The sequence below is a fragment of the Polaromonas sp. YR568 genome (assembly GCF_943369675.1).
Classification (GTDB): domain Bacteria; phylum Pseudomonadota; class Gammaproteobacteria; order Burkholderiales; family Burkholderiaceae_C; genus Polaromonas.
Genome location: NZ_CALROB020000001.1, coordinates 64,282 through 82,493 on the forward strand (window position 1 = coordinate 64,282; position 18,212 = coordinate 82,493).

Below are 18,212 nucleotides of genomic sequence, written 5' to 3' on the forward strand. Positions count from 1 at the left end.
CGCCAGTTTAGGGGAGGCGCCGCCGCTTGCGCGGTGATTCAACCGGGTAACTCAAGATTTACAGCTTTGGGGCATGGCGTCAGGCCATGTCACCGCAAACGACTTCACGCGTTTCCAGGCAGCGTCCTGGGTTTCTTTCCATTGCGCGAACTGGTTGCGCGAGTGCTGGAACTCGACCACCACCCCTTCGCGCCGGAACGCGTGGCGGCAAGTGCCACCGCCCTGGTGGCACATCAACCAGGTCGAAATTCTCCCGGTTTCATCCCGGCCTGCATATTGGAGCTCCTTGCGGGACGATCCGCGCGATTCCACAGACTGCTTCTCGAGGCCGGCCTCCATGCCCGCAGGTTCGACCTTGTGGTTGGCGTCGGTTTCGGCCTGCCAGACATGCAGCATCCGGAGGTCGCACAGCGTAACGCTGACCCGGGACTGGATCAGGTCCATGACAGCCGGTTTTTGGGTCGACGCCGGCAAAGGCTGGAAATCCTTGCCCTGCGCGTGAAAGGTCACCGCCGGCGGGCGATCCCTTGCCCCACCCCGGTATTCGGCTGGGATACGCCATTGCCCGCCTGCCAGCCAGAACCGCGATTCCGGCGGTTGCACCTTTGCCTGAACCCATCCCAGGTCTTTGGCCGCGTTGTCTCGTAATTCGCAGGTCAGAACGCCGCCCAGGAATTCAGGCTCGAAAGCTGCACGTCGATAGGACCAGTATCGCCAGACCGGTTCACGGCTTTCCCCGATAGCCAGCGTCGCATGGCGCGGGGAAACAGGCCCATCCTGCATCACAAAACCCGACAGGTCGAGGCGGTCACGGACAGGGCGCAAGCCCTTGCGTCCGCTGGTCAACAGGCAATAAGGCTTACCGCCAGCGGCTTCCTCGGCGGCGGCAATGGCTTTGGCCGGCATCTGCAGCGACCAGGCAAGCGCACAGACCGTGGTGACGGCGCCGGCGCCGCTGAAAATGCGCAAGCCATGCTTTCCCCTCTCCTCACGATAAAGCCGCCCCAGCGCCACCCAGCCAAGCGCCAGCACCGCCAAGGCGCCGTGAATCCAGAGACCATGGTCGAACCAGTATCTCGTGATGACCACGGTCTGCCACACCGCCACGCAGGCAAGGCCCAGGGCCGCCAAGGCGGTAGTCGTATCCGACGAAAAAGCAGTTGGCCCGGGTGCCACTTCCCCTTTTTTTGAAAAAAACAACACGGCCAGCCGGGCGACAAAGCTGAAGAAAAACCCGCCACAGGCGAGGACAAAAAGCGCCCATCCCAGCGCTGCCCCGAAACCGCCGCACCCCGCACATTGCGAACGGGTTTCATCGATGACAAGGCAAATGGCGGCATAAAGAACCGTGAGGCCGCAGGCCGGCAACCAGCGCCTCGGGATAACCCAGGGAAGCGCGAACAACAGCACGGGAAACAACAGGAGTAACAGCATGACGCGCAGCCTCTTCGTGAGAAAAGACCGCAGTCTGTGGGCCCCCTATGAGCTGGCCATGAAGAAAGTGAGGCCGGCGTGAAGTGGCGCCGGCGACTGCTACCGCTGAATCAGCTGAAAAGCCGCCGCCCCAGCACAGAGCCAGCCGACAAGTCGCGGCTGTCCAGCGTGTCGTAGAGCTGCTCGAGGTCGGCGTGGATGACTTCCATCGCCTCGGGACGGATCAGGTTGCCGTTGTCGTCGATGATCACGCCGTCCATGTTGGCGGCCAGGGACAGCGCGGCTTCGCACATGCGGGCGAAGGGCTGCTCGGAGCGCAGCACCTGCGGCACGTCCAGCGACAGCGTGAGTTCGCGCAAGGCCGTCTGCTCGGGGTCTTCGGCCATGGCGGCCTGGGTGTCGAAGGCCAGGCCCAGGATGGGCGCGTGGCCGGGCTGGCTGGCGGGCAGCACCATGCGGCCGGGGATGGAGCCGGCGACAAAACCAAGCCGCGCCGCACTCTGCTGCACGTAGCCCGGGCTCCAGGCGGTGTTGACGGCGCGCAGGGTGAAGCTCAGCTGCGCGTCGTGGCCGCTCGCGAACTGATCGAGTTCGCGGGCGCGGGCCACTTCGTCCAGCATTTCCGGAAACTCAGGCTCGCCGCCCACCGCGTCGGCAAAAGCCTGTGCCTTCATGACGAACTCGGAGTATTCGATCTGGTTCAGCGCGCCGGTGCGGTTGGCCAGTTGCACGCCGCACTGGAAGGCGCTGTAGCGGTGGCCGGCCGTGGGGAATTCCCATTCGCCGGTGATGACGCTCAGGCCTTCGACGCCAAAGGGCTTGCTGCCGGCGCGGCGCGTGCTGGGCATGGCGGCCAGCGCGGCCTCGCCCGAGACCACGTTGTCCAGGGCAACGGCCGCCATGGCATCGATCAGGATGTCCAGGCCGGGCTTGCGCTCGGGCGTGGTCAGCCGGGCCAGCGCGTTTAAGGATGCCAGGCCCGAATCGGCGTCAAAGCTGGGCTCCAGGCGCTCGCCCTCGCCGCCTTCGGTTTTGAGGTTGTCCGCCGCAGGCGCATCAGGCGCCGGCGCAGCCTCAGGCGTGGCACGCTTGGGCAAGTTGCGGCGCGACGACCAGGCGCTGTGGGCGACAACGCCGGCCAGCACCAGCCCACCCACCACCGCCAGACTGATCTGCAAGGTGCTCATTGTTGGATCAGGCTGCCTCGGCGAAACCGAGGGCGGCTTCCATGTCCACCGCCACGATGCGCGAGACACCCTGCTCCTGCATGGTCACGCCGATCAGCTGCTCGGCCATTTCCATCGCGATCTTGTTGTGGCTGATGAACAGGAACTGGGTTTCCTTGCTCATGGAGCGCACCAGCTTGGCGTAACGCTCGGTGTTGGCGTCGTCCAGCGGCGCGTCGACCTCGTCCAGCAGACAGAAAGGCGCGGGGTTGAGCTGGAAGATGGCGAACACCAGCGCGATGGCGGTCAGCGCTTTTTCACCGCCGGACAGCAGGTGAATGGTCTGGTTCTTCTTGCCGGGCGGCTGGGCGATCACCTGCACGCCGGCGTCGAGGATTTCCTCGCCCGTCATCATGAGCTTGGCGTTGCCGCCGCCGAAGAGCTCGGGGAACATGCGGCCGAAATGGCCGTTCACCGTCTCGAAGGTGCTGGAGAGCAGATCGCGCGTTTCGATGTCGATCTTCCGGATCGCGTCTTCCAGCGTGGTCATGGCCTCGTTCAGGTCGGCGGACTGCGCGTCGAGGAACTGCTTGCGTTCGCGCGCGGTGCTCAATTCGTCCAGCGCGGCCAGGTTGACCGCGCCGAGCGACTGGATTTCGCGGTTGATGCGGTCGATTTCACCTTGCAGGCCGGTGAGGCGGACATTGCCAGCCTGGATGGATTGCTCCACCGCGGCGAGGTCGGCCTGACCGTCGGCCAGCAGCTGCGCGTACTGCTCAAAGCCCAGGCGCGCGGCTTGCTCCTTGAGCTGGAATTCGGTGATGCGCTGGCGCAGCGGGTCAAGCTCGCGCTCGAGCTGCAGGCGCCGCTCGTCGCTGGCGCGCAGCTTGTTGGTCAGGTCGTCGTACTGGCTGCGCTTGGCGCCCAGGTCGGCTTCGCGTTCGAGTTTCACGCTCAGCGCGCCCTGCAGGCCGGCCTGCGCGGCGGCGTCGGTCAGGCGCGTGAGTTCCTCGCGGGCCTGTGCTTCCTCGCTGGCGATGGAGGCCGCCTGCTGGGCGGCGATGGCTATGGAGCGGGTCAGCTCTTCGCGGCGCGAGGCCAGGCTGCGCAGCGCGAACGCGGCTTCCTGGGCCTGGCGCTCCAGCGTGCGCTGCTGTTCGCGCGACTCGCCGAGCTTGCGTTCGGTTTCGATCACGCGGTCGTCCAGCTGGGCATGGCGCTCCTGGCTGTCGGCCAGCTGCATGTCCAGCTCTTCAAAGCGGCCCTCGGCCGTGACTTTGCGCTCCTGCAACTCGCCGAGCTGGGCTTCGATTTCGGCCCTGTCGGCCTGGATCTGTTCGCTGCGCGCGCGGGTCTGTTCGGCCAGCTGCGTGAGGCGCAGCACTTCGACCTGCAGCTCATGGGTGCGGCTCTGGCCTTCAGCGGTTTCGCGGCGGGCCGTGGCCAGGCGCTGGGCGGCGTCGGCATAGGCGGCTTCAGCGCGCACCAGGGCCGAGCGAGCTTCCTCGCTGATCAGGGCCTGGGCCTTGAGTTGCTTGTCGAGGTTTTCGATTTCCTGGGCGCGGGCCAGCAGGCCGGCCTGCTCGGAATCCTGGGCGTAAAAGCTCACGCTGTGGTGCGTCACGGCATGGCCGCTCTGCACAAAAATCACTTCGCCGGCCTGCAGCTTGTCGCGCGCGGCCAGGGCGTCGTCCAGGCTGGGCGCGGTGTAGCAGCCGTTGAGCCAGTCGCCCAGCAGCGCCGACTGGCCGGCGTCGTTCAGGCGCAACAGCTCCGTCAGCGGCTTGAGGTTGATGGCGGCGTTGATGCGCGCGGGCGCGGCGGCGCTGGGCGGCGAATAAAACGCGAGCTTGGCCGGCGGCGTGCCCTGCCCGTCGCTGCCGGCAAAGCCGCGCACCATGTCAAGCCGGGAAACTTCCAGCGCGCCCAGCCGTTCGCGCAGTGCGGCTTCAAGGGCGTTTTCCCAGCCCTGCTCGATGTGGATGCGGCTCCACAGGCCCTGCAGTCCGTCCAGGCCGTGCTTGGCCAGCCAGGGTTTGAGCTTGCCGTCGGTCTTGACCTTTTCCTGCAAGGCCTTGAGCGCTTCCATGCGCGCCGACAGGTCGGCCCGCTTGGCGGATTCGGTGTTGACGGTCTGCTGCAGCGTGCGGCGTTCTTCGTCGAGCTGAGGCACGCTGTCGGTGAGCTCGTGCAGGCGGGCTTCGGCTTCGGCCTGGGCTTCCTGCGCGGCGGCGAACTGGGTGTTGAGGTTGGCCAGCCGGGCTTCGTCGGGCGCATTGAGCGCGTTGCGGTCGGCGGTGAGCTTTTCCAGGCGCAGGCTCAAGGAGCGCGACTGCTCTTCGATGTTGCGCTGGTCGGCGGCCAGCACCTGGATCTGCTGCTGCACCTGGCCCACGCTGGCGCGCTGCTCGTTGGCCTTGGCCTGTGCCTGGCGCAGCGCGTCTTCAAGGGCGGGCAGCTGGGTCTGGTGTTCTTCGGTCTGCGCGGCCAGCAGTTCGGCCTTTTCCTCGGCCTCAATGGCTTGCGCGGCGAGGTTTTCGGTTTCGACGGCGGCGTCTTCCTTGCGGGTGGCCCACTGCGCGGTTTGCTCCTTGAGCTGGTTCAGCCGCTGCTCGACGCGCTGGCGGCCGTCGACCACAAAACGGATCTCGGCTTCCAGCCGGCCGACTTCCGCGCTGGCTTCATAGAGCTTGCCCTGGGCCTGGTTGACCTGGTCGCCGGCCGAGTAATGCGCCTGGCGAATGGTTTCGAGGTCGGCCTCGATGTGGCGCAGGTCGGCCACGCGGCTTTCCAGGTCGTTCACGGCTTTTTCGGCATCGGCCTTGACCTTGGCCTGGTCGGCTTCGCTTTCGGCGCGCTTCAAAAACCACAGCTGGTGCTGCTTGAGGCTGGCGTCGGCGTGCAGGGTGTTGTAGCGCATGGCCACCTCGGCCTGCTTTTCGAGCCGGTCCAGGTTGGCGTTGAGTTCGCGCAGAATGTCTTCAACGCGGGTCAGATTTTCGCGGGTGTCCGACAGGCGGTTGGCCGTCTCGCGGCGGCGTTCCTTGTACTTGGAAACGCCGGCGGCTTCCTCCAGGAAGAGGCGCAGCTCCTCGGGCTTGGACTCGATGATGCGGCTGATCGTGCCCTGGCCGATGATGGCGTAGGCGCGCGGGCCCAGGCCGGTGCCCAGGAACACGTCCTGCACGTCGCGGCGGCGCACCGGCTGGTTGTTGATGTAGTAGCTGGAGGTGCCGTCACGCGTGAGCACGCGCTTGACGGCGATCTCGACAAACTGGCCCCACTGGCCGCCGGCGCGGTGGTCGGCGTTGTCGAACACCAGTTCCACGCTGGAGCGGCTGGCCGGCTTGCGCGTGGTGGTGCCGTTGAAGATGACGTCCTGCATGGACTCGCCGCGCAGTTCGGAGGCCTTGCTCTCGCCCAGCACCCAGCGCACCGCGTCCATGATGTTGGACTTGCCGCAACCGTTGGGGCCCACCACCCCCACCAATTGGCCGGGCAAGACGAAATTGGTGGGCTCCGCGAATGACTTGAAACCTGATAGCTTGATCGAATTGAGACGCACGGCTGTCCCTGTTTTTTGTGAGCTTGAGATTAGCCCGGGGCTAACTCGTTGATTCTTATAGCGTTTTACTGCAAACGCTGACACACATCGTGTACCACTTTTGGTGGCGCACGGTCCGTCATGTTACCCGAGCGGGGCAGGGATTTTGCCGGGAAAAAGGCCCTTGACGGGACCGGGGTGAAACACTTTGCTTCACCTGCCCCGGCGGATTTGGCGCTTGGGTTGCCATCCCGAAGCCGGAAGGCCCGAAAACGCATCGCGTAATCACCTCTAACGCCACGTGCGCCCACGCGCTGGAGCTATGGGTTTCATAGCAGGTGCCAGCGGTCCCGACCGGTCGGCTGGCAAGCCGGCGGCGAGGTGCCGGGCCGAGGCTGGATAATCCGGGTATGAATCCCCTGCTCTCCCGCCTCCAGCCCTATCCTTTTGAGCGGCTGCGCCAGTTGCACGCCGACGTCACCCCTAACCCCGCCTACAAAGCCATCAGCCTGGGCATTGGCGAACCGCGCCATGCCACACCGCAGCTCATCAAAGACGCGCTGACGGCCAGCCTGGGCGGCCTGGCCAGCTACCCCGGCACCCTGGGCGAGCCCAAATTACGCCAGGCCATGGCCGACTGGATGGCCCGGCGTTATGACCTGAAGCTGGACCCCGCCACGCAAATCCTGCCCGTCAACGGCTCACGCGAAGCGCTGTTTTCACTGGCGCAGACCGTGCTGGATGGCAGCAAGCCGGGCGCCACCGTGGTCTGCCCCAACCCCTTCTACCAAATCTACGAGGGCGCGGCCCTGCTGGCCGGCGCCCAGACCTGGTTCGCGCCCAGCGACCCGGCGCGCAACTTCGCGGTCGACTGGGCCGGCGTGCCCGAGGCCGTCTGGGCCAAAACCCAGCTGGTGTTCGTCTGCTCGCCCGGCAACCCCACGGGCGCCGTGATGTCGCTGAATGAGTGGAAGCTGCTGTTCGAGCTCAGCGACCGCTACGGCTTCGTGATCGCCTCCGACGAGTGCTACAGCGAGATTTACTTCCGCGACGAACCGCCCCTGGGCGGCCTGCAGGCGGCGGCGCGGCTGGGCCGGCATGACTTCAAGAACCTGATTTCATTGACCAGCCTTTCCAAGCGCAGCAACGTGCCCGGCCTGCGCAGCGGGTTTGTGGCCGGTGATGCCGCCTTGATCAAGCCCTTTTTGCTCTACCGCACCTACCACGGCAGCGCCATGAGCCCCATCGTGCAGGCCGCCAGCATCGCCGCCTGGAACGACGAACAGCACGTGGTGGCCAACCGCGCGATGTACCGCGAAAAATTCGCCCAGGTCACACCCATGCTCTCGGCCGTGATGGACGTCGCCCTGCCCGACGCCGGCTTTTACCTGTGGGCCGGAATTCCCGAGGCGTTCAAGGGCTCGGACACCGCGTTTTCGCGCGAGCTGCTCGCTCTCTACAATGTCGTGGTGTTGCCGGGCAGCTACCTGGCGCGCGACGCGCAGGGGCACAATCCCGGCGCCGGCAGAATCCGCATGGCACTGGTGGCAGAAACCGCCGAATGCGTGGAAGCGGCGCAGCGCATCGTTCAATTCATCCAATCCAAAGCTCACTGAAAACAAGACTGAACCAACATGACACAAGACAACCTGCAAAGCACCATCGACGCGGCCTGGGAAAATCGCGCGAACCTGTCGCCCCAGTCGGCGCCCAAGGAAGTGCTGGACGCCGTCGAACACACCATTTCCGAACTCAACAGCGGCAAACTCCGCGTCGCCACCCGTGAAGGCGTGGGCCAGTGGACCACCCACCAGTGGATCAAGAAAGCCGTGCTGCTGAGCTTTCGCCTGAAAGACAACGAACTCATGCGCGCCGGCGACCTGGGCTTTTTCGACAAGGTGCCCACCAAGTTCGCCCACCTGAGCGAAGCCGAAATGCGCGCCACGGGCGTGCGCGTGGTGCCACCCGCCGTGGCCCGCCGCGGCAGCTACATCGCCAAGGGCGCGATCCTGATGCCCAGCTACGTCAACATCGGCGCCTGGGTCGGTGAAGGCACCATGGTCGACACCTGGGCCACCGTGGGCAGTTGCGCGCAGGTCGGCAACAACGTGCACCTCTCCGGCGGCGTGGGCCTGGGCGGCGTGCTCGAACCCCTGCAGGCCAACCCCACCATCATTGAAGACAACTGCTTTATCGGCGCGCGCTCCGAAGTGGTCGAAGGCGTGATCGTGGAAGAAAACTCGGTGATCTCCATGGGCGTCTACATCGGCCAGAGCACGCCGATTTACGACCGTGAAGCCGATACGGTCACCTACGGCCGCATTCCCGCGGGCTCCGTCGTGGTGTCGGGCAACCTGCCCAAGGCCGGCGGCAAGTACAGCATGTACTGCGCGGTGATCGTCAAGCGCGTGGACGCCAAGACGCGCTCCACGACGAGCCTGAACGACCTCTTGCGCGACTGAGCACCTGACTCACGGCCTGACTGCACACACTGATTGAATTGACTGGGAGCGGACTATGAGCACGATGGAAAGAATCCTTCGCTTGATGGCGGACAAAAAAGCCTCGGACGTTTACCTGTCGGCCCATTCGCCCGCCCTGATCAAGATCAACGGCCAGGCCATTCCCATCAATGCGCAAATCCTGCCGCCCGACGCGCCGCGCAACCTGCTGGCCGAGGTGGTGCCGCCCGAGCGCATCGAGGAGCTGGAGGAAATCGGCGAGCTCAACATGGCGCTGCCCATCGCCGGGCTGGGCAACTTCCGGATCAGCGCCTTCAGGCAGCGCAGCACCTACGCGGCGGTGATCCGCTTTGTGCCCACTGAGATTCCGCCGCTGAGCAGCCTGAACGTGCCGCCCATCCTGGCCGACCTGATCATGGAAAAGCGCGGACTGCTGCTGATGGTGGGCTCCACCGGCGCGGGCAAGAGCACCACGCTGGCCTCCATGATGGACCACCGCAACGAAACCACGCTGGGCCACATCCTGACGATTGAAGACCCGGTCGAGTTCCTGTTCACCAACAAGAAATCCGTGGTCAACCAGCGCGAAGTCGGCAGCGACACGCAGTCGCTGCAGGTGGCGCTGAAAAACGCGCTGCGGCAAGCGCCCGACGTGATCCTGATCGGCGAAATCCGCGACCGCGAAACCATGTCGGCCGCCATTGCCTATGCGCAGTCCGGCCACCTGTGCCTGGCCACCATGCACGCCAACAACAGCTACCAGGCGCTCAACCGCATCCTGAGCTTCTACCCGGTGGAAGTGCGTCCCACCATGCTGGGCGACCTGGGCGCGGCCCTCAAGGCCATCGTGTCGCAGCGCCTGCTGCGCACGCAGGACGGCGGCCGCACACCGGCGGTGGAAGTCATGCTCAACACCAAGCTGATCTCCGAACTGATTGAAAAAGGCGACTTTTCGGGCGTCAAGGAAGCCATGGAAAAGTCCATGGCCGAAGGCTCGCAGACCTTCGAGCAGGACATCGCCAAACTGATCGTCGACGGCACCGTGACGCGCAAAGAAGGCATCCTGTACGCCGACTCGCCGACCAACCTGATGTGGCGGCTGGAAAACGACTTCGCGGTCAAGGCCAAGATGCTGGAGCCCGAAGAGGATCCGGATGACGAACCGTCCTTCACCGAAATCACGCTGGACGTGAAACACTGAAACACACGACGGTGCTCGCTTCTTCGGGCCGACTCGAACGCGATTGAACGACATGTCCCGAACCCTGCACCTTGCCGAACAGCTGATCTCCCGCCCTTCCGTCACGCCCGACGACGCCGGCTGCCAGCCGCTTCTGACCGCACGGCTGGCGCCGCTGGGTTTCAACTGCGAAACCCTTGTCAGCGGCCCCGAGAGCTTTCGCGTGACCAACCTCTGGGCCAAACGCGCGGGCAAATCGGCTTCAGCCAAAACCCTCGTGTTCGCCGGCCACACCGACGTTGTGCCGACCGGCCCGCTCGACCAATGGCTGAGCGACCCTTTCACGCCCAGCCACCGCGACGGAAAAATGTACGGGCGCGGCACCGCCGACATGAAAACATCGATCGCGGCCATGGTCGTGGCGGTGGAGGAATTCCTCGCCGCCCATCCCGACCCGGCCCTGTCCATCGCCTTCCTCATCACCAGCGATGAAGAAGGCCCGGCTGTCGACGGCACGGTGATGGTCTGTGAGCAACTCAAGGCGCGCGGCGAGGTGCTGGACTACTGCATCGTGGGCGAGCCCACCTCGGTGGACCACCTCGGCGACATGATCAAGAACGGCCGCCGCGGCACCATGAGCGGCAAGCTCACCGTCAAGGGCGTGCAAGGCCACATCGCTTACCCGCACCTGGCCAAAAACCCGATCCACCTGTTTGCGCCGGCGCTGGCCGAACTCGTGGCCACCGAATGGGACAAAGGCAATGTCTTCTTCCCCGCCACCAGCTGGCAGGTGTCCAACATCCACGGCGGCACCGGCGCTTCCAACGTGATTCCGGGCGAACTGGTGGTGGATTTCAACTTCCGCTTCTGCACCGAATCCACGCCCGAAAGCCTGCAGCAGCGCCTGCAGGCGGTGCTGGACCGGCACCAACTCAGCTACGACCTCAAATGGACGGTGGGCGGCCTGCCCTTTCTGACCACGCCCGGCACGCTGGTCGATGCGGTGCGCGGCGCCATCCAGGCCGAAACCGGGCTGGAGACCGAACTCTCGACCACGGGCGGCACCAGCGACGGACGCTTCATCGCCAAGATCTGCCCCCAGGTCATCGAGTTCGGCCCGCTCAACGCCACCATCCACAAGATCAACGAGCACGTTCTGGTGAGTTCGCTCGATCCGCTCAAGAACATCTACAAGGGCGTGCTGGAGCGCCTGGCGGCGGCATGACGGGCGCCGCAACGCCCCTGACGGTGCTGGCGCTGGTCGAGCAGATGGCGGCCAGGCTGGACGCCGCGGGCCTCAACTATTCCGACGGCTTCGGCCAGGGCACGACCAATGCGTTTGACGAGGCTGCCTGGCTGGTCCTGTGGAAGCTCGGTTTGCCGCTGGACGACCTTGATTCGGTTGAAACCCGGCCCGTCACGCCTGACGAGGAGGCTCAGGTCGCCGCCCTGCTGGACGCGCGCATCAGCAGCCGCAAACCGGCCGCTTACCTCACCAACGAAGCCTGGCTGATGGGCCTGCCGTTTTACGTGGACGAGCGCGTGATCATCCCGCGCTCGCTGATCGCCGAACTGTTGGCCGACGCCAGCATAGACCCCTGGCTGGGCGAACACACGCACCGCGTGCTGGACCTCTGCACCGGTAACGGCAGCCTGGCTGTGCTGGCGGCCATCACCTACCCCGACGTGGTGGTGGAAGCCGCCGACATCAGCCTGGACGCCCTGGAAGTGGCCCGCATCAATGTGGACCGCCACCACCTGGACAGCCGCATCACGCTGGTCGAGTCCGATGGCCTGGCAGCCTGCGCGGGCCACTATGACCTGATTCTGTGCAACCCGCCCTATGTGAACGCGGCCAGCATGGCCGCCCTGCCGGCAGAATTCCGCGCCGAACCGGGCCTGGCGCTGGACGGTAACCGGGACGGCGGCACCGACGGCATGGACTTCATTCGAGGCCTTATTCAAAACGCGGCACGGCATATGAGCGAAAATGCCGTATTGGTGCTGGAAATCGGCAATGAGCGCGAGAACTTCGAGCGCGCCTTCCCGACACTTGAACCGCTGTGGTTCGAAACCAGCTCGGGCGCCGACCAGGTGCTGCTGCTGACACGCGAACAACTGGCCTGAGCCGGCTCGACGGCCGGTACAAGCCCTGGCGCGGCTCTTGCACCGCAAGGGCAAGACATGGACGCCGCCGCCCGACTACTTTTCCTGAAACTGCGAATTAAATGATTACCCTCAAAAACGTCGTGCTGCGCCGCGGCGCCAAAGTGATTCTGGACAGCGCGTCTGTCACCCTCAACCCGGGCGAGAACGTCGGCCTGGTGGGGCGTAACGGCGCGGGCAAGTCCTCGCTGTTTGCCATGCTCAACGGAACACTGCATGAGGATGGCGGCGAATTTTCCATTCCCACACAGTGGCGCATGGCGCAGGTGGCACAGGACATGCCCGAAACCGAGCAAAGTGCCACCGACTATGTGATCGAGGGCGACGTCGTGCTGATGGCCGCGCAAGCCGAGGTGACAGCCGCCGAAGAAAGCGGCGACGGCGACCGCATGGCGCACGCCTACATGGAGCTGTATGACTCCGGCGCGCATGACTCGCAGGCGCGCGCACAGGCGCTGATCCTGGGCCTGGGCTTCAAGGTCAGCGAACTGGACAACCCGGTCAACAGCTTCTCCGGCGGCTGGCGCATGCGCCTGCAGCTGGCGCGCGCGCTGATGTGCCCTTCCGATTTGCTGCTGCTCGACGAACCCACCAACCATTTGGATCTGGACGCACTGGTCTGGCTGGAAGCCTGGCTCAAACGTTACCAGGGCACCATGCTGGTCATCAGCCATGACCGTGAATTCCTCGACGCCGTGACCGATGTGACAGTGCATATCGAAAGCGCCAAGCTCACCCGCTACGGCGGCAACTACAGCAAGTTTGAAGACCTGCGCTCCGAGCAGATGGCGCTGCAGCAGACCGCGTTTTCCAAGCAACAGGACAAAATCGCCCACTTGCAGAAGTTCATCGCACGCTTCAAGGCCAAGGCCAGCAAGGCCAAGCAGGCGCAAAGCCGCGTCAAGGCGCTGGACCGCATGGAGAAAATCGCCCCGCTGCTGGCCGAAGCCGACTTCACCTTCGAGTTCAAGGAACCGGCCAACCTGCCCAATCCCATGCTCTCGATGCAGAACGCCTACTTCGGCTACCCGCCGCCCGAGGGCGCACCTGAGGGCACGCCGCCTACCGTCATTGTGCAAAACGTCAGCAAATCGGTGCTGGCCGGCCAGCGCATCGGCATCCTGGGCGCCAATGGCCAGGGCAAATCCACGCTGGTAAAAACCGTCGCCCGTGCGCTTGCGCCAATCGAAGGCGAGATGATTGAGGGCAAAGGCCTGAACATCGGCTACTTCGCCCAGCAGGAACTGGATGTGCTGCGCCCTGCCGACAACCCGCTGGAGCACATGATCCGGCTGGTCAAGGAAGTCACCGCTGCCGGCAAGATGGGCAACCAGCCCACGCGTGAGCAAGACTTGCGCAGCTTCCTGGGTAATTTCAATTTCGGCGGCGACATGGTCAAACAGGCCGTGGGCAGCATGAGCGGCGGCGAGAAAGCCCGCCTGGTGCTGTGCATGATCGTCTGGCAGCGCCCCAATCTGCTGCTGCTCGATGAGCCGACCAACCACCTGGACCTGGCCACCCGCGAGGCGCTGTCGATGGCGCTCAATGAATTTGAAGGCACCGTGATGCTGGTCAGCCATGACCGCGCCTTGCTGCGCGCCGTCTGCGACGAATTCTGGATGGTGTCGCAAGGTGGTGTCGCTCCCTTTGATGGCGACCTGGACGACTACCAAAAATACCTCCTTGACCACGCCAAACGCCAGCGCGAAGAAGCCAGGAAGGCCGGCGGCGCGGCCCCGGCCGCCAAGGCAGCCGCGCCGGCCACGGCAGTGGAAGAAAAGAAACCCGTGCCGCGTGACACCCCCGAGCAGCGCAAGCTCGACGCGCAGCGCCGCCAGCAGCAGGCCGAAGCCACAAAGCCGCTGCGCAAGGAAATTGAAAAAATCGATGTGCGCATGAAGGCCCTCACCACGGAACGCGACAGCCTGCAGGCCCTGCTGGCCACCACCACCACCGCGCCGGCGGAACTCGCGCAGACCGGCAAGCGCCTCAAAGCCGTCGAGGGCGAAATAGACATGCTGGAAGAGCGGTGGCTGGAGCTGACCGAACAGATCGAGACCACTGCGGTGTAAAGTGGGCGCAGGGCCCTGCCTTCGCAAACAGGGCTCATCCTTGAAAGGGATTGATCCATGCCTTCCGCCCTGCACATGGCCGCCGACAACGCAGCCCTTGAAGCCGCCGTCAAGCGCAGCCGCAAACTGCTGAACAAGCGCGCCATGGTGGCGGCCGCGGCCAGCGCCGTGCCGGTGCCCGGCCTCGACTGGATGGTCGACGCGGCCATGCTGTCCAAACTCATCCCCGAGATCAACAAGGAATTCGGCCTCACACCGCAACAGCTCGACCAGCTCGAGCCCAGGAAGCGCGACCAGGTGCAAAAAGCCGTGACCATGGTGGGCTCGGTGCTCATCGGAAAATTCATCAGCCGCGACCTCGTCATCAAGGCCGCCACCAAGATTGGCGTGCGCCTGACCACCAAACAGGTCGCCAAGTACGTGCCGCTGGCCGGCCAAGTCATCTCGGCCGCCGTGGGTTATGCGGCCATCCGCTACTTCGGTGAAGAGCACATGAAGGACTGCATACGGGTGGCGAAGCAGGCGCAGCTGGATGTGCCCTCGCTGGGCTATTCCGCCTGAGGCCAGGCCCGGCGATTTTCCTGCGCCCAAAACAAAAGGACTTGGCCTTTCGGCCAAGTCCTTTGAGGATGGTGGGTTCTGACAGATTCGAACTGTCGACCTACGGATTAAGAGTCCGCTGCTCTACCAACTGAGCTAAGAACCCGAAAATTTTGGTGGGACCAGCGGGGGTCGAACCCACGACAAACGGATTAAAAGTCCGCTGCTCTACCAACTGAGCTATGGTCCCAAGAACGTATCTCGCGATACATCCCGGTATTTGCTGCTTCGAGGGCAGCAAAGCCTTGAATTATAGCGTGGTTTTTTGGGTCCTCGCAAAAACTCAGGCGGCAATTTTGTCGAGCGCCCAGCCGGCCGCGCACAGGCCGAAAGTCGAAGTCACGCTGACGACCGATCCATAGCCGTGGCAGTTCAGGCTGCCGTCGCTCTGGTCCGCCGTATCGGGCTGCAGCACGGCTTCGCGGCTGAACACGCAGGCCACGCCTATCTTGCCTTTGCGCGCCGCGCCGTGTTCCTTGCGAAGCCGGTAACGCAGCTGTGCCAGCAAGGGGTCGTGCGTGACCAGCGCCAGGTCGTCGATGTCCACGCGGTGCGCCAGCCGCTTGCCGCCCGCGGCGCCCACGCTGACCAGGTTCACCTTGTTGGCAATCGCCCAGGCGGCCATGGCGGTTTTGGCTTTCACCTGGTCGCAGGCGTCGATCACGGCCAGCTGCTTGCGGTCAAAGCCTTCTTCGAGGCCCAGGATGCCCGGCCAGTTGGCGGCATCGACAAACTCTTCGATGCCGTCCACGCGGCAGCCCGGGTGGATCTGCGCGATGCGTTCGCGCATGGCCTGCACCTTGGCCTGCCCCAGCGTGCAATCCAGCGCATGGACCTGGCGGTTGATGTTGGATTCGGCGATGTGGTCGAGGTCTATCAAGGTCAGGCGGGCCACGCCGCTGCGGGCCGCGGCCTCGGCAGCCCACGAGCCCACGCCGCCCAGGCCCACCACCACGATGTGCGCCTGGCGTATGCGCTGCGCGCCCGCGGCGCCATAGAGGCGCGCCAGGCCGCCAAAGCGGCGCTCCAGGTCGGCGGGGAGGTCTTCGAGGACGGACGTCATGGCTTGTGAATCAATGCGCGCCTCAGGCCGATCGCTCAAGCCGCCAGACCTGGTACTTCAGTCCGGCCACGCAGCCGGCCAGGATGGCGGCCAGCGCCACAAAGCTGGTGGCGCTCAGGGTGGAGATGCCCGAGAGGCCTTGCCCCACGGTGCAGCCCATGGCGCAGACGCCGCCTATGCCCATCAGCGTGGCGCCTACCAGGTGGTTGGCGGTGTCTTCCGCGTCGCGAAAGCCTTCCCAGCGGAAATTGCGCGACAGCAGGGCATACACGGCCGAGCCGGCCACCACGCCGAACACCGAGACAATGCCCAGCGTGAGCACCTTGCTCTTGTCGCTGAAGAACATCAACCAGTCCACCGTATAGGCCACGGGCGAGACAAAGCTCAATGCCTCGGCCCGGCCGGAGTTGGTGGCCAGGAAGGCCTCCTGCAGCGTCTCGGGGTGCTCGGCCACATAGCCCAGGTGCCCGCTGACCCACCACATGGCCACGATGACGCCGCCTATACCCAGGCCGGCGAGCAGGTTGTCAAAGCGGCGGAAGTCTTCGCCGAACAGGGCCCAAACGATCAGGCCCAACCCGATCAATATGGCCAGGGCAATACCGGCGGCGGCCGGCGTGATTCCGATTGCGCCTGCGACCCAGTTCGGCAAAGTGGCGTTGGTGGCGAAGTCGACGGCGACCTTGTCGACGGTAGCCACACGGACCACGGCGGTGATGCCCTTGAGCGTGGCGAAGGCCGCGATGCCCATCACGGCAAACACCACGACGGATTTGAGGCTGCCGCCGCCTATGCGCACCAGCGTCTTGCTGCCGCAGCCCGAGGCCAGCACCATGCCAAAGCCGAACAGCGCGCCGCCCACCAGGGCCGAGAGCCAGATAAAACGGTTGGAGGCGTAGAGCACTTTGGCCGGGTCGATGATGCCGGCCGCGGCCATGGTGAAGAAGCCGATCATGGCCACGCCTATGGCCATGCCCCACATGCGCATGCGGGTCCAGTCGCCCATGTTCACGATGTCGCTGACGGCGCCCATGGTGCAGAAGTGGGTGCGCTGGGCAATGGCGCCAAAAACCATGGCCAGAATGAAACCGGCCCAGAGAACCTGGGCCGTGAGACTGTTGAGTGCTGAAGTGTCCATCGCCTGATTTTAGGGGCGAATGGTCTTTGTACCCCGGGCCGGCCGGATAGCCGGTCCGAGGTGCGGACTACTTCAGCTTGGCCAGGCGTTCCTTGGCGACGGAAGCGGCCTCGGCCTGGGGGTAGGCCTTGACCAGGTCTTCCAGCGTCCTGCGGGCCGACTTCATGTCCTTGAGTTCCACCTGGCAGTTGGCCAGCGAGAGCATGGCTTCCGGCGCGCGCATATGGTCGGGTTCGGCCGTGACCAGCGAGCGGAAATTGGTCACCGCGTCGCGGTAATTGCGCAGCGCGTACTGCGCATTGCCGAGCCAGAACAGCGCCGAAGCCCGGTAGCCGGTCTGCGGGTAACGCTTCATGAAGGCCAGGAAGCTGGTCTGCGCGGCCGCGAAGTCGCCCTTGCGCAGCGTGGCCAGAGCGGCCTCGAATTCCTGCCTTTCGGCGGGTTCGGCCACAAACTCCTTGCCGTCCACGTTGACCTTGCCCGGCTCGAACTTGCGCAGGCGCTCGTCCACGCCGGTCGTCAGATCCTTCTGGGTGCGCTGCATCTCGGCCACGTTGCGCGCGAGGTTTTCATTCTGCCCGCGCATGGTGGCCAGCTCGTTGCGCAAGGCCTCGATCTGGTTGGACAGGTCCAGCAGGCTGCGGCGCAGCTGGGCATTGTCTTCGGTGGTCTTGCGCAATTCGTCGGCCGTGCGCAGCTGCGCCGCATCGACCTTCTGGCGCAAATCGAGGATCGCGCGGCGAGCCTCGTCGTCTTCAAACAGCCCGGCATGCGCATTGAACGCCAGCAGGCCGGCCGCGACAGTCGCGGCAATCCGGAACGGCTTCACGGTGGGCACCCGGCTTAGCGGTAGTTGAGTTCAGCGCGGCGATTCTTCGCCATGGCTTCTTCGTCGGAGCCGGTGACCGCGGGCTTTTCCTTGCCGAAGCTCACGGCCTCGACCTGTGCGTCCGACACGCCCAGCAGGCCCAGCGCGCGGCGCACGGCCTCGGCGCGCTTCTGGCCCAGGGCCAGGTTGTACTCGCGGCCGCCGCGCTCGTCGGTATGGCCTTCGATGGCCATCTTGCGCGCCTTGTTGGCGGTCAGGTACTTGGCATGGGCCTCGATGGCGCCCTGGAACTCGGGCTTGACCACATAGCTGTCAAAGTCGAAGTAAATGATCTTGGTCACGTTGGTGGGGCCCGCGAGCGATGCGTCGGTACCTTCAACCTGCACAGTCGGAACACCACGGCCGGTATTACCCGCCGGGTCTCCCTGCGGCTGGACTTGGCCGGTGCGGTCTTCGACCGGCACGTCATTGAGCTTGACGCCGGAGCCGCAGGCCGTCAGCGTGGCCGCCAGGACCAGGGAGGAGATGATGGAATAAACGATGCGTTTCATGGAGTAC

14 protein-coding genes and 2 tRNA genes are annotated in these 18,212 nt (G+C 64.8%); 7 read left to right on the forward strand and 9 right to left on the reverse strand.

Annotation, left to right across the window (positions count from 1 at the left end; translation table 11 throughout):
• Positions 1–51 precede the first annotated feature (51 nt).
• The 3 genes from ACLV8F_RS00290 to smc all read right to left on the reverse strand — a co-directional run bounded on the left by ACLV8F_RS00290 (position 52) and on the right by smc (position 6,165).
• Entirely contained in the window at positions 52–1,434 is a 1,383-nt protein-coding gene (locus ACLV8F_RS00290; RefSeq protein ID WP_411882250.1) for a hypothetical protein, read from the reverse strand.
• Between the two features lie 110 nt (positions 1,435–1,544).
• Complete coding sequence (locus ACLV8F_RS00295; protein WP_411882251.1) at positions 1,545–2,621, reverse strand: cell division protein ZipA C-terminal FtsZ-binding domain-containing protein; 1,077 nt, start codon at positions 2,619–2,621, stop codon at positions 1,545–1,547.
• A 7-nt stretch (positions 2,622–2,628) separates the two neighbouring features.
• Complete coding sequence (gene smc, locus ACLV8F_RS00300) at positions 2,629–6,165, reverse strand: chromosome segregation protein SMC (RefSeq protein WP_411882252.1); 3,537 nt, start codon at positions 6,163–6,165, stop codon at positions 2,629–2,631.
• Between the two features lie 389 nt (positions 6,166–6,554).
• On the opposite strand from smc, the gene dapC reads away from it, so the two are divergent.
• The 7 genes from dapC (at position 6,555) to ACLV8F_RS00335 (ending at position 14,585) form a co-directional block, all read left to right on the forward strand.
• Entirely contained in the window at positions 6,555–7,760 is a 1,206-nt protein-coding gene (gene dapC / locus ACLV8F_RS00305) for a succinyldiaminopimelate transaminase (RefSeq protein WP_411882253.1), read from the forward strand.
• Between the two features lie 18 nt (positions 7,761–7,778).
• Positions 7,779–8,606 carry a 2,3,4,5-tetrahydropyridine-2,6-dicarboxylate N-succinyltransferase gene (gene dapD, locus ACLV8F_RS00310; protein WP_411882254.1) on the forward strand — a complete coding sequence of 276 codons (828 nt, stop codon included), beginning with the start codon at positions 7,779–7,781 and terminating at the stop codon, positions 8,604–8,606.
• Positions 8,607–8,661: 55 nt separating this feature from the next.
• Positions 8,662–9,807, forward strand: coding sequence for a PilT/PilU family type 4a pilus ATPase (locus ACLV8F_RS00315; RefSeq protein WP_411882255.1), 1,146 nt, complete (start codon positions 8,662–8,664; stop codon positions 9,805–9,807).
• Between the two features lie 52 nt (positions 9,808–9,859).
• A complete protein-coding gene (gene dapE, locus ACLV8F_RS00320) occupies positions 9,860–11,011 on the forward strand; it encodes a succinyl-diaminopimelate desuccinylase (protein ID WP_411882256.1) in 1,152 nt (383 codons plus the stop codon).
• Positions 11,008–11,913 (forward strand): 50S ribosomal protein L3 N(5)-glutamine methyltransferase, encoded by a 906-nt coding sequence (gene prmB / locus ACLV8F_RS00325; RefSeq protein ID WP_411882257.1) that lies wholly within the window; start codon positions 11,008–11,010, stop codon positions 11,911–11,913. Before dapE ends, prmB begins: the two co-directional genes overlap by 4 nt.
• A gap of 101 nt (positions 11,914–12,014) precedes the next feature.
• Positions 12,015–14,024 (forward strand): ABC-F family ATP-binding cassette domain-containing protein, encoded by a 2,010-nt coding sequence (locus tag ACLV8F_RS00330; protein WP_411882258.1) that lies wholly within the window; start codon positions 12,015–12,017, stop codon positions 14,022–14,024.
• Positions 14,025–14,081: 57 nt separating this feature from the next.
• Positions 14,082–14,585, forward strand: coding sequence for a hypothetical protein (locus ACLV8F_RS00335; protein ID WP_411882259.1), 504 nt, complete (start codon positions 14,082–14,084; stop codon positions 14,583–14,585).
• A gap of 69 nt (positions 14,586–14,654) precedes the next feature.
• On the opposite strand, the gene ACLV8F_RS00340 is transcribed toward ACLV8F_RS00335, so the two are convergent.
• From ACLV8F_RS00340 to pal, 6 genes are all read right to left on the reverse strand, one after another.
• Positions 14,655–14,730 (reverse strand) — tRNA-Lys (locus ACLV8F_RS00340).
• Positions 14,731–14,738: 8 nt separating this feature from the next.
• Positions 14,739–14,814, reverse strand: a tRNA-Lys gene (locus ACLV8F_RS00345).
• 93 nt (positions 14,815–14,907) lie between these two features.
• A complete protein-coding gene (locus tag ACLV8F_RS00350; protein WP_411882260.1) occupies positions 14,908–15,687 on the reverse strand; it encodes a ThiF family adenylyltransferase in 780 nt (259 codons plus the stop codon).
• Between the two features lie 22 nt (positions 15,688–15,709).
• Positions 15,710–16,825, reverse strand: a complete 1,116-nt coding sequence (locus ACLV8F_RS00355) for a YeeE/YedE family protein (RefSeq protein WP_411882261.1) — start codon at positions 16,823–16,825, stop codon at positions 15,710–15,712.
• A 67-nt stretch (positions 16,826–16,892) separates the two neighbouring features.
• The gene (gene ybgF, locus ACLV8F_RS00360) at positions 16,893–17,654 is read right to left on the reverse strand and encodes a tol-pal system protein YbgF (RefSeq protein ID WP_411882262.1); all 762 of its coding nucleotides are present in this window, start codon (positions 17,652–17,654) and stop codon (positions 16,893–16,895) included.
• Positions 17,655–17,668: 14 nt separating this feature from the next.
• Positions 17,669–18,205, reverse strand: a complete 537-nt coding sequence (gene pal, locus ACLV8F_RS00365; RefSeq protein ID WP_411882263.1) for a peptidoglycan-associated lipoprotein Pal — start codon at positions 18,203–18,205, stop codon at positions 17,669–17,671.
• Between the last annotated feature and the right edge of the window lie 7 nt (positions 18,206–18,212).